This is a genomic window from Nocardioides dilutus, assembly GCF_054779555.1.
This window is the reverse complement of sequence record NZ_BAAGYA010000001.1, coordinates 406,141-420,379: the sequence shown is the minus strand read 5'-3', so window position 1 is coordinate 420,379 and position 14,239 is coordinate 406,141. Positions and strand designations below refer to the sequence as shown.

13 protein-coding genes and 1 tRNA gene are annotated in these 14,239 nt (G+C 69.9%); 4 read left to right on the top strand and 10 right to left on the bottom strand.

The window, feature by feature from the left end:
- Positions 1 to 36 precede the first annotated feature (36 nt).
- Positions 37 to 642: a TetR/AcrR family transcriptional regulator gene (locus ACYVC6_RS02000; protein ID WP_460710431.1), complete on the bottom strand. Its 606-nt coding sequence runs from the start codon at positions 640 to 642 to the stop codon at positions 37 to 39.
- A 79-nt stretch (positions 643 to 721) separates the two neighbouring features.
- On the opposite strand from ACYVC6_RS02000, the gene ACYVC6_RS01995 reads away from it, so the two are divergent.
- Entirely contained in the window at positions 722 to 1,237 is a 516-nt protein-coding gene (locus tag ACYVC6_RS01995) for a DUF2834 domain-containing protein (RefSeq protein WP_460710428.1), read from the top strand.
- Between the two features lie 19 nt (positions 1,238 to 1,256).
- On the opposite strand, the gene ACYVC6_RS01990 is transcribed toward ACYVC6_RS01995, so the two are convergent.
- The 9 genes from ACYVC6_RS01990 to dnaA form a co-directional block, all read right to left on the bottom strand.
- A tRNA-Ile gene (locus tag ACYVC6_RS01990) sits at positions 1,257 to 1,330 on the bottom strand.
- A gap of 79 nt (positions 1,331 to 1,409) precedes the next feature.
- Positions 1,410 to 2,156 (bottom strand): DUF3566 domain-containing protein, encoded by a 747-nt coding sequence (locus ACYVC6_RS01985; protein ID WP_460710426.1) that lies wholly within the window; start codon positions 2,154 to 2,156, stop codon positions 1,410 to 1,412.
- Between the two features lie 202 nt (positions 2,157 to 2,358).
- Positions 2,359 to 4,941 (bottom strand): DNA gyrase subunit A, encoded by a 2,583-nt coding sequence (gene gyrA, locus ACYVC6_RS01980; protein ID WP_460710424.1) that lies wholly within the window; start codon positions 4,939 to 4,941, stop codon positions 2,359 to 2,361.
- A 47-nt stretch (positions 4,942 to 4,988) separates the two neighbouring features.
- Positions 4,989 to 7,055 (bottom strand): DNA topoisomerase (ATP-hydrolyzing) subunit B, encoded by a 2,067-nt coding sequence (gyrB, locus tag ACYVC6_RS01975; protein ID WP_460713291.1) that lies wholly within the window; start codon positions 7,053 to 7,055, stop codon positions 4,989 to 4,991.
- A 254-nt stretch (positions 7,056 to 7,309) separates the two neighbouring features.
- Complete coding sequence (locus ACYVC6_RS01970) at positions 7,310 to 7,828, bottom strand: DciA family protein (protein WP_460710422.1); 519 nt, start codon at positions 7,826 to 7,828, stop codon at positions 7,310 to 7,312.
- A complete protein-coding gene (gene recF, locus ACYVC6_RS01965; protein WP_460710419.1) occupies positions 7,821 to 8,963 on the bottom strand; it encodes a DNA replication/repair protein RecF in 1,143 nt (380 codons plus the stop codon). The genes ACYVC6_RS01970 and recF overlap by 8 nt, the downstream gene beginning before the upstream one ends.
- 10 nt (positions 8,964 to 8,973) lie before the next feature.
- On the bottom strand, positions 8,974 to 9,915 hold the full coding sequence (gene gnd, locus ACYVC6_RS01960; RefSeq protein WP_460710417.1) for a phosphogluconate dehydrogenase (NAD(+)-dependent, decarboxylating): 942 nt from the start codon (positions 9,913 to 9,915) through the stop codon (positions 8,974 to 8,976).
- Positions 9,916 to 9,955: 40 nt separating this feature from the next.
- A complete protein-coding gene (gene dnaN, locus ACYVC6_RS01955; RefSeq protein WP_460710415.1) occupies positions 9,956 to 11,098 on the bottom strand; it encodes a DNA polymerase III subunit beta in 1,143 nt (380 codons plus the stop codon).
- Between the two features lie 385 nt (positions 11,099 to 11,483).
- A complete protein-coding gene (gene dnaA / locus ACYVC6_RS01950) occupies positions 11,484 to 12,974 on the bottom strand; it encodes a chromosomal replication initiator protein DnaA (protein ID WP_460710413.1) in 1,491 nt (496 codons plus the stop codon).
- 518 nt (positions 12,975 to 13,492) lie between these two features.
- Between dnaA and rpmH the strand changes: the two genes are divergently transcribed.
- Genes rpmH through yidD form a run of 3 tightly spaced genes read left to right on the top strand, consistent with a single transcriptional unit; the run spans position 13,493 to position 14,239 of the window.
- Entirely contained in the window at positions 13,493 to 13,630 is a 138-nt protein-coding gene (gene rpmH, locus ACYVC6_RS01945; protein WP_030483636.1) for a 50S ribosomal protein L34, read from the top strand.
- Complete coding sequence (gene rnpA, locus ACYVC6_RS01940) at positions 13,569 to 14,003, top strand: ribonuclease P protein component (RefSeq protein ID WP_460710410.1); 435 nt, start codon at positions 13,569 to 13,571, stop codon at positions 14,001 to 14,003. Before rpmH ends, rnpA begins: the two co-directional genes overlap by 62 nt.
- Positions 14,000 to 14,239: a membrane protein insertion efficiency factor YidD gene (gene yidD, locus ACYVC6_RS01935; protein WP_460710408.1), complete on the top strand. Its 240-nt coding sequence runs from the start codon at positions 14,000 to 14,002 to the stop codon at positions 14,237 to 14,239. The genes rnpA and yidD overlap by 4 nt, the downstream gene beginning before the upstream one ends.

The window sequence follows — 14,239 nt, the reverse complement described above, 5'->3', positions numbered from 1 at the left end:
GCTGTTTCGTCAATAGTGACGAAACCCGAGACGGAACTAGACCGAGGCTCGGACCGCCAGGTGGTCGAGGGCGAGGTTGCACAGCCGTGAGAGCTCGGCCATGGTGCGCTCGCCGTGGACCATCCAGGTCTCCATCGCCGCGAACGTCGCGGCGGCCAGGGTCCGCGCGGTCACCGCCACGGCCAGGTGCTCGTCGATGTTCGCGGGTGCCTCACGCCGGACGAGATGGTCGGTGATCGCCTGCGCGAAGTCGGCCTCGACCCGGCGCAGGTGGCCGACGATCCGCTCGTGGTCGAGGTGTTCCACGCGCAACGCGGCCATCTGGGTCATCTGCGAGATCGCGTCGATGTCCTGGGGGAACGCGAAGATCGCGGCCTGCACCGCCTCGATCACCGGCTCCCCGTCGGGCCGGGCAGCCAGCGCCGCGCGGAACCAGTGCAGCCCCGCGTCGTAGTCGGCGAACAGCAGGTCGTGCTTGGTCGCGAAGTGGCGGTAGAACGTGCGCACTGTGACGCCGGCGTCCGAGGCGATCTCCTCGACCGACGTCGCCTCGACACCCTGGCTGACGAAGCGCGACAGCGCCGCCCGGCGCAGCGCAGCCCGGGTCCGGGTGCTGCGGACCGTCTGCGCCTCACGAGCCATGGCGAAACCGTACTCGACCGGATGCCGTCGAGTTATGTCACTGTTGACAAAACTCTCCCACGGTGTCGAGACTCGCCGGGTGATCGCCATCTACGCACACCTGGTCCTGGGCTTCGTCGCCATCTGGCTCGTCCTGCGCGCCAACCCGCTGGCCGCGCGGCGGGTCGCCGGTGGCCCGGCGTTGTCGTGGCTCGAGTCGGCGTACCTCGTCGCCGGCGTGCTGTCGGTGGCGCTGGGCTACTACTTCAACATCCAGTTCGTCCAGGACTACCGGCCCGAGAGCGGTGGCAACGCGCTCTGGGGGCCGGGCAGCTGGCAGGATTTCATCGTCAAGATCTTCGACAACCCCGCCGCGGCGTCCGCCGGCGAGGACTACATCTGGATCAACGTGGTCATCCTGCCCCTCTTCACCATCGTCGACGGCTACCGACGCGGCTTGGGCAAGCCGTGGCTGTTCTTCGTGGCCACGCTCTTCACCAGCTGCACCTTCGGGCTGTGCCTTTACCTGTACGTCGCGGAGCGGACCCGCCGGCACGGCGCCTGGCGCGAGGAGGTCACCGAGAGGGAGACGCCACCGGTCAGCGTGGTGACGTGACCGTGGAGAGATCGTCGAGTGGGCCTAACAGGACTTGAACCTGTGACCTCTTCCTTATCAGGGAAGCGCTCTAACCGTCTGAGCTATAGGCCCGCCGCGTCCGTCACAGGGTGGGGACGCGAGGGGGAACGTTACCGGAGGGCGCCTGCCGCGACGAAACTGGGAGCGACGCTCACTTGTCCTCGGCGAGCGTGACCTCGATGCCGCCCAGCAGCGAGGCCGACATGTTGTAGAGGAACGCGCCGAGAGTGGCGATCGCGGTCAGCAGGACCACGTCGACCGCGGCCACGATCATCGCGAAGCCGACCACCCGGCGGGTGCCGAGATAGTCCTCGATGTCGAAGCTGGTCGCGCTCTCGCCGCCGAGGACGTCGCGCACCGTCTGGTTGATCGACGACCACACGTCCGCGGCATCGAGAACCGACCAGACCATGAAGACCGAGACCACGACGACGATGCCGAAGGCGATGGAGAGGAGGAACGCGGTCTTCATCACCGACCACGGGTCGATCCGGGTCATCCGCAGCCGGGCCCGGCGGCTCGGCTTGGCAGCCGGCTTGGGACTCGACCTGGCCGCGCTCCTGGAATCCCGCTGCTCCTGAGCGGCCCGCTTGGCGGCCGCGCGCTCGGCGGCCTTCTTGTCTCTCTCGGCCTGCCGCTCGGCCCGCTTGTCGACCTCGGGCACGACCGGCATCGGGCTCACGGCCGGCCGCTGCCTGGCCCCGGGTGTGCCGGTGGCCGGGGTGGGTGCCGGCGCCGGAGCAGCGGCGGGCGTCGCCTTGGCAGCAGGTTTCGCGGTGGGCCTGGCAGTCGGTTTCGCGGTGGGCCTGGCCGTGGGCTTGGCGGTGGGCTTGGCCGTCGGCTTGCCCGGCGGAGGAGGCGGCGTTGCCGACCGGCCGCTCGGGGGGTCCTTGGGCATCGGGGGGAGGACCTTGCCGTTGCCCGAGGAGGAACCCTGAGGATTAGCGGGTCGGTTGACCGGGATGGCGACGGTGTCCTCGTGACCCGCAGCTGGGTCGGACGCCGGCGGCGCCTGAGGCGGGCGACGCTCCACCATCAGCCGTCACACTCCCCACATCTAGCGGGCCACATCATCGGGCCACCGTCTCGGATCACGCCGCCTAGGACGTCTCTTCGGGCTCGATTGTTGCATCCCCGGGGTCATCTGCCGATTCCACTGCCTCGTCCTCGACGACCTTGGCCTCGACCGAGCGGGTCACGACCGCGACCGCGTCACCCTCCTTGGGCGTCACGAACTTCACGCCCATGGTGGAGCGGCCGGTCGACCGGAAGTTGTCGTTGATCGGGCTGCGCACCACCTGGCCGGCCTGGGTGATCGAGAGGACCTCGTCGCCCTCCTCGACAATGAACGCCCCGACGAGCACGCCGCGCGCCTCGTTTGCGAGGGTCATCGCCTTGACGCCCTTGGTGCCGCGGTTGGTGAGCCGGTATTCGCTGATCCGCGAGCGCTTGGCGAACCCGCCGTCGGTCATCGTGAAGACGTACTGGACGTTCTCGTCGGAGTCCTCGGCCGCGGCCTGCGCGGCCCGGATCACCGACATCGACAGCACGGAGTCGCCCGCGGCGTACTTCATTCCGGAGACGCCGGACGTCGCCCGGCCCATCGGCCGCAGCTGGGAGTCGTCGGCCTTGAACCGGACCGCCTGGCCCTTGCGTGACACGAGCAGGATCTCGTCCTCGGGGAAGACCAGCTCGGCGCCGATCAGCTCGTCGTCGTCCTCGCGGAAGTTGATCGCGATCACGCCTGCCTGCCGCGGGCTGTTGTAGTCGCCGAGGCGGGTCTTCTTGACCAGGCCGTTGCGGGTGGCGAGCACCAGGTAGGGCGCCTGCTCGTAGTCGCGGATCGCCAGCACCTGCGCGATGTTCTCGTCGGGCTGGAAGCTGAGCAGCCCGGCGACGTGGCCGCCCTTGGCGTCACGGGACGCCTCGGGGAGGTTGTAGGCCTTGGTGCGGTAGACCCGCCCGGCCGTGGTGAAGAACAGCAGCCAGTGGTGGTTGGTCGTCGCGATGAAGTGCTCGACCACGTCGTCGCCGCGCAGGGTGGCGCCGCGGACGCCCTTGCCGCCACGCTTCTGGGAGCGGTAGAGGTCGGCGCGGGTGCGCTTGGCGTAGCCGCCGCGGGTGATCGAGACGACCAGCTCCTCGTCGGGGATCAGGTCCTCCATCGAGAGGTCGCCGTCGGCCGCGATGATCTGCGAACGGCGGTCGTCGCCGTACTTGTCGACGATCTCGGTGAGCTCCTCGGCCACGATCTGCCGCTGCCGGGCCTCGTTGGCCAGGATGTCCTCGTAGTCGGCGATCTCGGCCTCGATCTTGGCGAGCTCCTCGATGATCTTCTGCCGCTCGAGAGCCGCGAGGCGGCGCAGCTGCATGTCGAGGATCGCGTTGGCCTGGATCTCGTCGATCTCCAGGAGCTGCATCAGGCCGGTGCGCGCGTCGTCGACCTCGGGCGAGCGGCGGATCAGCGCGATGACCTCGTCGAGGTTGTCGAGCGCCTTGACCAGCCCGCGGTAGATGTGGGCGCGGCGCTCGGCCTCGGCCAGGCGGAACGCCGTACGCCGCTGGATGACGTCGATCTGGTGGGCGACCCAGCTGCTGACGAACTGGTCGATCGTGAGCGTGCGCGGCACGCCGTCGACCAGCGCCAGCATGTTGGCGCTGAAGTTGGTCTGCAGCTCGGTGTGCTTGAGCAGGTTGTTGAGGACGACCCGGGCGACCGCGTCGCGCTTGAGCACGACCACGAGCCGCTGGCCGGTGCGGCCCGAGGAGTCGTCGCGGACGTCGGCGATGCCCTGGACCCGGCCGGTGTCGGCGAGCTCGGCGATCTTGAGCGCCAGGTTGTCCGGGTTGACCATGTAGGGCAGCTCGGTGATGGACAGGCAGGTGCGGCCTTTGTTGTCCTCGTCGATCTCGATCACCGCACGCTGGGTGATGGAGCCGCGGCCGGTGCGGTAGGCCTGCTCGATGCCCTCGCGGCCGACGATCAGGGCGCCGTTGGGGAAGTCGGGGCCCTTGACCCGCTCGACCAGCGCGTCCTGGAGCTCCTCACGGGTGGCGTCCGGGTGCTCGAGCGCCCACAGCGCGCCCTCGGCGACCTCACGCAGGTTGTGCGGCGGGATGTTGGTCGCCATCCCGACCGCGATGCCGGCCGAGCCGTTGACCAGCAGGTTGGGGTAGCGCGACGGGAGCACCGTCGGCTCCTGCGAGCGGCCGTCGTAGTTGGGCTGGAAGTCGACGGTGTCCTCGGTGATGTCACGGACCATCTCCAGCGCCAACGGGGCCATCCGGCACTCGGTGTAACGCATCGCGGCCGCGGCGTCGTTGCCGGGGGAGCCGAAGTTGCCCTGGCCGTGGATCAGCGGCGCGCGCATCACCCACGGCTGGGCGAGCCGGACCAGGGTGTCGTAGATCGCGGTGTCGCCGTGGGGGTGGTACTGACCCATGACGTCGCCGACCACGCGGCTGCACTTGGAGAAGCCACGGTCGGGCCGGTAGCCGCCGTCGTACATCGCGTAGAGCACGCGGCGGTGCACGGGCTTGAGCCCGTCGCGCACGTCGGGCAGCGCGCGCCCGACGATGACCGCCATCGCGTAGTCGATGTAGGCGCGCTGCATCGAGGTCTGCAGCTCGATGGGCTCGATGCGGCCGCCTGGCCCGGGGGGCTGCGTCGGGGTCTCGGTCATTCGGTGTCTCTCTGCCTCTACGGGAATCTAGGACGTCTGCTAGATGCCTAGATATCCAGGAATCGGACGTCCTTGGCGTTGCGCTGGATGAAGGAGCGGCGCTGCTCGACGTCCTCGCCCATCAGGATCGAGAAGATCTCGTCGGCGTGCGCGGCGTCGTCCAGGGTGACCTGGAGCATCAGCCGCTGCTCGGGGTTCATCGTGGTCTCCCACAGCTCCTCGGCGTTCATCTCCCCGAGGCCCTTGTAGCGCTGGACCGGGTTCTCCTTGGGGAGCTTCTTGCCCTGCTCGAGCCCGTCTCGCTGGAGCGCCTCGCGCTCGGCGTCGGAGTAGACGAACTCGTGCTCGTGCGGCTTGTTCCAGCGGATCCGGTAGAGCGGGGGCTGGGCCATGTAGACGTAGCCCTGCTCGATCAGCGGGCGCATGAACCGGAAGAGCAGCGTGAGCAGCAGGGTGTTGATGTGGTGGCCGTCGACATCGGCGTCGGCCATCAGCACCACCTTGTGGTAGCGCAGCTTGTCGATGTCGAACTCTTCGTGGATGCCGGTGCCGAGCGCGGAGATGATCGCCTGCACCTCGGCGTTGGCCAGCACCTTGTCGATGCGCGCCTTCTCGACGTTGAGGATCTTGCCGCGGATCGGCAGGATCGCCTGGATGCGCGGGTCGCGGCCCTGGCGGGCCGAGCCGCCCGCGGAGTCGCCCTCGACGATGAAGACCTCGCACTCCGCGGGGTTGGTCGACTGGCAGTCCGACAGCTTGCCGGGGAGGCCGCCGCCGCCGAGGAGCCCCTTGCGGGAGCGGGCCAGGTCACGCGCCTTGCGCGCCGCGATCCGCGCGGACGCCGCGGCCTGCGCCTTGCGGATGATCTCCCGGCCCTCGGTGGGGTTCTGCTCCAGCCACGCGCCGAGCTGGTCGTTGACGACCCGCTGCACGAAGCCCTTGGCCTCGGTGTTGCCGAGCTTGGTCTTGGTCTGGCCCTCGAACTGCGGCTCGCCGAGCTTGATCGAGATGATCGCGGTGAGGCCCTCGCGGATGTCGTCGCCCGAGACCCGGTCCTCGCGCTTCTTGATCAGGCCCCACTCCTCGCCCCAGTGGTTGACCAGCGAGGTGAGCGCGGCGCGGAAGCCCTCCTCGTGGGTGCCGCCCTCGTGGGTGTTGATCGTGTTGGCGAAGGTGTGCACCGACTCGGTGTAGGAGGCGCTCCACTGCATCGCGACCTCGAGACTCATGTGGTTCTCGACGCTCTCGGGCGTCTCGGCCTCGAAGCTGATGATCGTGGGGTTGGCCGGCTGCTTGCGCTTGTTGAGGTGCTCGACGAAGTCGACGAGCCCGCGCTCGTACTTGAAGACCTGCTCGCTGCCGCCGCCCTCGCCGCGGCGGATCGAGTCGGTGCCGGCCTGGTCGACCTCCTCGTTGATCGTGTCGTCCTCGACGGCGTCGACCATGGCGTCGGCGGCGGGCCGCTCGTCACGGACGACGATCTCGAGGCCTTTGTTGAGGAAGGCGTATTCGCGGAACCGGGTAGTGATCGTCTCGAGGGAGTAGTCAGTGGTCTCGAAGGTGTCCTCCGAGGCCCAGTAGGTGATCGTCGTCCCGGTGCCCTCGCCGTCCTCCAGTGCGCGGACCTGCTCGAGCGGGCCGTCGGGGTCGCCGTGGTTGAACGACTGGCGCCACAGGTGGCCGCGGTTCCTGACCTCGACCAGGAGCCGGGTGGACAGGGCGTTGACGACGGAGACGCCCACGCCGTGCAGGCCACCGGAGACCTTGTAGCCGCCCCCGCCGAACTTGCCGCCGGCGTGCAGCTGGGTCAGCGCGATCGTGACCGCAGGCAGCTCCTGGCCGGGTGCGGTGTCGGTGGGGATGCCGCGGCCGTTGTCCTCGACCCGGACCGCGCCGTCGTCGGTGAGCGTGACGACGATCCGGTCGCAGTAGCCGGCCAGCGCCTCGTCGACGGCGTTGTCGACGATCTCCCAGATGAGGTGGTGCAGGCCGCGCTCACCGGTGGAGCCGATGTACATGCCGGGGCGCTTGCGGACCGCCTCGAGCCCTTCGAGAACCTGGATCGCGGAGGCGTCGTACTCAACGCCGTTGGGCGGCTCCGGGGGGTTGTCGATGGTCACTCGGGCCGCCTCTGTCGAACTGGGGTCTGGACATGGAGCAGGCCGTGCACCGTGGGGAAGAACCGTGGTGACGGCCGAAGGCCATACTACCGCCCAGAAGGCCGCATTCCACGCACCGCCCCTCACGGCCAGGGGGATTTGTGGACAGAGAGGCGCCTCAGCGGCCTGGGGAGGCCTGCGGGACGGACGAACAGGGGGTCAGGTGACTCCCCATACCGGCCACCGGCCCGTGGATCGGCTGTGAAGGCCTATCCATAGGTGTCGCGCGGACCCCGGCCGTCCCGGCTCGACAGCCGGCCCTTCTTCCAGCTCGGGCCGTGCGGGCCGAGCACCTCCAGCACGGTGACGGTGCCCTGACCGAGGTCCTCGTTGAGGCGGCGCAGCACCGTCGGCGCCAGCAGCTTGAGCTGGGTCGCCCAGGCCGTGGAGTCGGTGCGGACCACGAGCTTGCCGTCGGTGAACGTCTCCGGCGTGGAGTGGGCGGCCACCTCGTCACCGACGAGCTCGGGCCAGCGGGCGAACACGCCGCGCACCCGGAGCTCGAGCTCCCAGCCCTGGTCGCCGACGAGCTTGTCGACCATCGCGCCCAGCAGCTGGGGGTCGCGGTCGTCGGGGTGGGCGCCGCTGACCGTGGTCTCGTCGGGTCCGCGGCGCCGCTGCCGGCGACGGCGGGCGGCCGGGGTGGATCCGGCGGTCGCCCTGGTCTGGGCGCGGGCCAGGTCGAGCCCGTCGGCCTTGGGCGGCTGTGGGTCCGGCGGGTCACTCATCTCGGGTCACCTCCCCGTCGGACACCACGAACCGGGTCCCCGACAGCGCCTCGGGTACGTCGGCCGGCACGGCGGCCGTGACCAGCACCTGCTCGGCCCCGGCCACCAGCTCCGCGAGCTGGGTCCGCCGGCCGGTGTCGAGCTCGGCGAAGACGTCGTCGAGGACCAGGATCGGGTCGTCGCCGTCCGCACGCAACAGGTCGTAGGCCGCCAGGCGCAGCGCGAGCGCGAACGACCAGGACTCGCCGTGGCTGGCGTAGCCCTTGACCGGCAGCTTCTCCCGGGTGGCCCCGGCGGGGGCCAGGGTGAGCAGCAGGTCGTCACGGTGAGGGCCCACGAGCGACAGCCCGCGGTCCAGCTCGTCCTTGCGGCGCTCACCCAGGGCCGCGAGGAACGAGCCCGTCAGGTCGACGTCGAGAGGGACGGTCGAGCGGTAGTCGATCTCGGCGTCCTCCCGGGACGCGCCCCGGGCCACCGCCTCGTAGGCCTTGCCGACGTAGGGCCGGAGGTCGTCGACGAGCGCCACCCGGGCGGCCAGGAGCTCGGCGCCGTGCTGGGCGAGCTGCTCGTCCCAGACCGCCAGGGTGGAGGCCGCGTGCTCGTCCTCGCGCCGGCCCCGTCGGGCGGCGAGCATCGACTTGAGCAGGGAGTTGCGCTGCTTGAGCACCCGGTCGTAGTCAGCACGCAGACCGGCCAGCCGAGGAGTGCGCAGGACGAGCAGGTCGTCGAGGAAGCGCCGGCGCTCGGCGGGGTCACCCTTGACCAGGGTCAGATCCTCGGGGGAGAAGACGACGGTGCGCACCAGGCCGACCAGGTCGCGAGTCCGGGGCAGGACCGACTTGTTGACCCGGGCCCGGTTGGCGCGCCCCGGGTTGATCTCGACCTCGAGCACCGCCGTACGGCCGTCCTTGACCACGGCGGCCCGGACCACCGCCTGCGCGCAGCCGGACCGCACCAGCGGCGCGTCGGTGGCCACCCGGTGTGAGGACAGCCGGGAGAGGTAGTCCACCGCTTCGACCAGGTTGGTCTTGCCCTGCCCGTTGCGGCCGACGAACGCCGTCACGCCCGGGTCGAGCGCGACGTCGACCGCCGCGTAGGACCGGAAGTCGTGGAGGGTCAGGTGCGAGACGTACACAGAGTCATGATCACGCGCTGTCGGCCGGGGCGTCGCCCGGCGACGCCTCGCCGCCCGGTGGGGGAGCGGTGCGGACGGCGTGCCCGCCGAACTGGTTGCGCATGGCGGCGATCGCCTTCATCGCCGGGCTGTCGTCCTGGCGCGAGGTGAAGCGGGCGAACAACGACGCCGCGATGACGTGCATGGGCACCGCGTTGTCGATGGCGGCCTCGACCGTCCAGCGGCCCTCGCCGCTGTCCTCGGCGTAGCCGGTCAGCTTGTCGAGGTGGGCGTCCTCCTCGAGGGCCGCGACCAGCAGGTCGAGCAGCCAGGAACGGATGACCGTGCCACCGCGCCAGGAGGCGAACACCTCGGCGACGTTGTCGACCTGGTCGACCGCCTCGAGCAGCTCCCAGCCCTCGGCGTAGGCCTGCATCATGGCGTACTCGATGCCGTTGTGGACCATCTTGGCGAAGTGGCCGGCGCCCGGCTTGCGGCCGGCGTGCACGAAGCCGAACTCCCCTTCGGGACGCAGCGCGTCGAGGGCAGGCTGCACCTTGGCGACGTCCTCGTCGGACCCGCCGACCATCAGTGCGTAGCCGTTCTCGAGGCCCCAGACGCCACCGGAAGTGCCGCAGTCGACGAAGCCGATGCCGCGCTCGGCGAGCATCGTGGCGTTGAGCTCGTCGTCGGTGTACTTCGAGTTGCCGCCGTCGACGACGAGGTCGCCCTCGCCCAGCAGGTCGGCGAGGTCGCGGATCGTGTCGCGGGTCGGGTCACCCGCCGGGACCATCACCCACACCACCCGGGCGCCGCCGTCGGGGCCGGGCAGCTGCTCGACCATCTCGGCCAGGCTCGCCACGTCGGCGAGGTCCGGGTTGCGGTCGTAGCCCACGACGGTGAGCCCGGAGTTGCGCATCCGGGTGCGCATGTTGCCGCCCATCTTGCCGAGGCCTACCAGACCGATGTGCACTTCGGACTCCCTCCGTCAGGTGGCGTGCTCGGAAGCCCGCTCAGGAGAGCAGGCGGCGCGGCATCAGCAGGTAGCGGAACGCCGGAACCCCCGAGCTGCCCGGCTCGACGTGGCCGCTGATCACCACGGGCTTGGAGGACTGGGTGAAGGCGAGCTCGACGACCGGCTCGTCGATGGCGGTGAGCCCGTCGAGGAGGAACTGCGGGTTGAAGCCGGTGGTGATGTCCTCGCCCTCGACCTCCGCCTCGATCGACTCCGAGGCCTGCGCCTCGTCACCGGAGCCGGCGTCGAGGGTGAGCATGCCCGAGGTGAACGCCATCTGCACCGCGGTGTTGCGCTCGGCCACGAGCGCGACCCGGCGTACGGACTCGATGAGGGCCGTCTTGTCGACCCGCGCCACGGTCTGGTGCTCGGCGGGGAACAGGCTGCGGACCTTGGGGAAGTCGCCGTCCAGCAGTCGGGTCGTGGTGCGCCGGGTGCCGCCCGCGGCCGCGCCCTCGAAGCCGATGATGCCTTCTCCGGCGCCACCGCTGGCCAGCGCGATCGTGACCTCGCTGCCGCTGGTGAGCGACTTGGCGGTGTCACCGAGCACCTTGGCCGGCACCAGCGCGGCCAAGGTGTCGTCGGGTGTGCGTGGGTCCCAGCTCAGCTCGCGGAGGGAGAGCCGGAACCGGTCCGTGGCCAGCAGCGAGATGGTGGAGCCGTCGATCTCCAGGCGTACGCCGGTCAGCACCGGAAGCATGTCGTCACGGCCGGCCGCGGTGACCGCCTGGGCGACGGCGTGGGCGAACTGGTCGCTCTGCACCGTCCCGGTCGCCGCGGGCATCGGCGGCAACGACGGGTAGTCCTCGACCGGCATCGTCTGCAGGCTGAAGCGGGCCGAGCCACAGGTCAGGGAGACGCGGGCGCCGTCGATCACCATCTCGACCGGCTTGGCCGGCAGGCTCCGGCAGATGTCGGCGAGCAGTCGGCCGCTGACCAGGGCGCGGCCCTCGTCGGCGACCTCGGCCTGGAGCGTCGCGCGCGCCGAGGTCTCGTAGTCGAAGGTCGAGAGCACCAGACCGTCGTGGCCCGCCTCGATCAGGAGGCCGGCGAGCACCGGGACGCTGGGACGGACGGGGAGGCTGCGGGCCGCCCATGCGACGGCGTCCGCGAGCACGTCACGGTCGACGCGGAACTTCACGATGTCGAGCCCTTCGACGGAGCGGCTGGGGAGGGTGCGCGGTGGTGGGAGGTGAATCCTGCCATGCGGGGCCCCACGGGGGAGGTTGTCCCCAGGCAAGGAGCCGAGTGGAGTTCCACCGATCGTCGAGCAACAGGAGTCTCGTCGTAGTCGTAGGGTCGGTGGAATCTGTGGACAGAGGGTGTTCGTGCAGGTCGCGCCGCATGAACCGGTTGCACAGGGGGGTGTGGACGACTGGGGACGAACCGGGCGGGGCTGTGCACTCCGGGCGAGCCGGTGGAGACAGCGGTCTGCCGCTCCCCAGATCCTCCCCGTGTAGTTCGCACCCTGGACCCCGCGTTGTCCACAGGTTCGGGACAGCGCGCAGCTCGGGTCGGGAAGAGGCTCACGACTGGCGGGCCTGCACCTTGATCCGGTTGGTGAGCTCGGAGACCTGGTTGAACACCGCGCGCCGTTCGGCGAGCAGCTGGTTGATCTTGCGGTCGGCGTACATCACCGTCGTGTGGTCGCGGCCGCCGAACTGCGCGCCGATCTTGGGCAGCGACAGGCTGGTGAGCTCACGGCACAGGTACATCGCGATCTGACGGGCCATCACCAGGTGCCGGCCGCGGCTTGGGCCGGTGAGGTCGTCGATCGAGAGACCGAAGTAGGCCGCGGTCTGCGCGATGATCAGGCCGGCGGTGATCTCGGGCTCACCACCCTCGGGGATCAGGTCCTTGAGGACGATCTCGGCCAGGGTCATGTCGACCTCCTGGCGGTTGAGGTTGGCGAACGCGGTCACCCGGATCAGCGCGCCCTCGAGCTCGCGGATGTTGGTCTGGATCTTGGAGGCGATGAACTCGAGCACGTCCGGCGGCGCGGTGAGCCGGTCCATGGCGGCCTTCTTGCGGAGGATCGCGATGCGGGTCTCGAGGTCGGGGGGCTGGACGTCGGTGATCAGGCCCCACTCGAACCGGTTGCGCAGCCGGTCCTCGAGCGCCTCGAGCCGCTTGGGCGGCCGGTCGGAGGTCAGCACGATCTGCTTGTTGGCGTTGTGGAGGGTGTTGAAGGTGTGGAAGAACTCCTCCTGGGTCTGGGTCTTGCCCTCCAGGAACTGGATGTCGTCGATGAGGAGCACGTCGACATCGCGGTAGCGGCGCTTGAACCGGTCCTGCCGGTCGTCGCGGATCGCGTTGATGAACTCGTTGGTGAACTCCTCGCTGGACACGTAGCGCACCCGGGCGCCGGTGTAGAGGCTGCGCACGTAGTGGCCGATCGCGTGGAGCAGGTGGGTCTTGCCCAGCCCGGAGTCGCCGTAGACGAGAAGGGGGTTGTAGGCCTTGCCCGGCGCCTCGGAGACCGCGACCGCGGCGGCGTGCGGGAACCGGTTGGACGAACCGATGACGAAGGTCTCGAAGGTGTACTTCGGGTTGAGCCGGGCCTCCTGCGCGGTGCCGAGGGCCGAGGTGGCGGCGTGCTGCTCGGGGAAGTCGGGCAGCTCCTCGGAGTCGGTGAGTGAGCCGAGGTGGGTGGCCGGTGTCATCGGCAGCACCGTCGCCAAAGGGGTATTTGTCGACATGTCGTCTTGTCGATCAGTTGATTCGACGACATCCGGTGGCGGTGTGGCCTCGGGGTTGACGGTCACCACCAGGCGCAGCTCGCCGCCGTATACGGCGGACAGGGCGTCCTCGAGCTGTCCGCGGAGCCTTCCCTCGATCTGGTTGCGGGTGAAGTCGTCCGGGACCTCGATGATGGCGAGCCCCTCGTGCAGCGAGATCGGTTTGCTCGAGGTCAGCCAGGCCGCCTGGTTGGGCTCGAGCTCGGCGACCACCGCGCGCCACGTGGAGTCCAGAGGTGTCGGGTCATTGGGGTTTCCGTCGGGGGTGCTGGAATCCACGAAAAAGCACTGCCTTCCCTGATGTCAGGTGCTGTCCACAAGGTTGTCCACAGGCTGTGCACCTGGGCCTTTGCGAAGGGGTGGGGCAGAGGGGAAGCGCCGGGGCACCAGGAGGAAGCCGGACCGAGACGCACTGCCTGGTTGTCGGGCCGCTTGTCGGGCGGGTGTCGGCAGGACAGGAGTGGTAGGGAACCTCGGCCGGGCGAACCTAACTCTCGCCGGGCGGCCCGCACAACCCGTCATCCACAGGTGGACCCGGTTGTTCACAGGCCGGCACGGCGTGTCGGGGGCAACACGCCGAGGGCGGCGTTGCGGCTTGTCCACAGGGTGACGTCACGACGGCTGCGCGCGGGGGTCCGTGGTTTGACCCTGTCGGCGCGCTCCGCGTACCGTTGGCAGGTCCATGCACGGCCGTCTCCGTCGATTCAGGGCGGCCGCGCGACGGGATGATGCGAACCCGTCGCCCCAGACCATGTAACGCAGACCATGCAGCACTGCCCAGCCGGAAGAGAAGCCACGTGAGCAAGCGGACCTACCAGCCGAACAACCGTCGTCGTCACAAGACGCACGGGTTCCGCCTGCGGATGCGCACCCGTGCGGGCCGCGCCATCCTCTCCTCCCGCCGCCGCAAGGGCCGCAAGAGCCTCGCGGTCTGAGCGCCGGTCCGACCCGGTGCTGCCCGCCGCCCATCGACTGACGGAGCCCGCGGCCTTCTCGATCACGGTTCGCGCCGGCCGGCGGGCTGGTTCCCGGACCGTCGTCGCCCATCTGCATACCGACGGTATGTCCCAGGCCCCCCCGCGTGTGGGACTCGTGGTCAGCAAGGCGGTCGGCAACGCCGTGGTCCGCAATCGGGTGAAGCGCCGGCTTCGTCACCAGGTCGCTCCACTGCTGAGCACCCTGCCGCCCGGCACCACGGTCGTGCTCCGGGCCCTGCCACCGGCGGCGGCCAGCACCTCGGCCGAGCTTGCCGAGGAACTGCGGGCCGCGCTGAGCCGTTGTCTCCCACGGACCATGGTGACCTCGTGAAGTACCCGCTGATCTGGTTCCTGCGCGCCTACCGCGCGCTGATCAGTCCGCTCTACGGCCAGGTGTGCCGCTACCACCCGTCCTGCTCGGCGTACGCCCTCGAGGCCGTCGAGCGGCACGGCAGCATCCGGGGCAGCTGGCTCGCGGTCCGGCGCCTCGGGCGCTGTCACCCGTGGGCCGCCGGCGGCTACGACCCCGTTCCTTCCACCACCCCCGAGCCCGGACAAGGAGCCTGA

Bases quoted from the DNA above. Each gene is read 5' to 3' on its own strand.
- ACYVC6_RS02000 (WP_460710431.1), bottom strand. From the start codon at position 642: ATGGCTCGTGAGGCGCAGACGGTCCGCAGCACCCGGACCCGGGCTGCG.
- ACYVC6_RS01985 (WP_460710426.1), bottom strand. From the start codon at position 2,156: ATGCCCAAGGACCCCCCGAGCGGCCGGTCGGCAACGCCGCCTCCTCCG.
- gyrA (WP_460710424.1), bottom strand. From the start codon at position 4,941: ATGACCGAGACCCCGACGCAGCCCCCCGGGCCAGGCGGCCGCATCGAG.
- ACYVC6_RS01970 (WP_460710422.1), bottom strand. From the start codon at position 7,828: ATGAGTGACCCGCCGGACCCACAGCCGCCCAAGGCCGACGGGCTCGAC.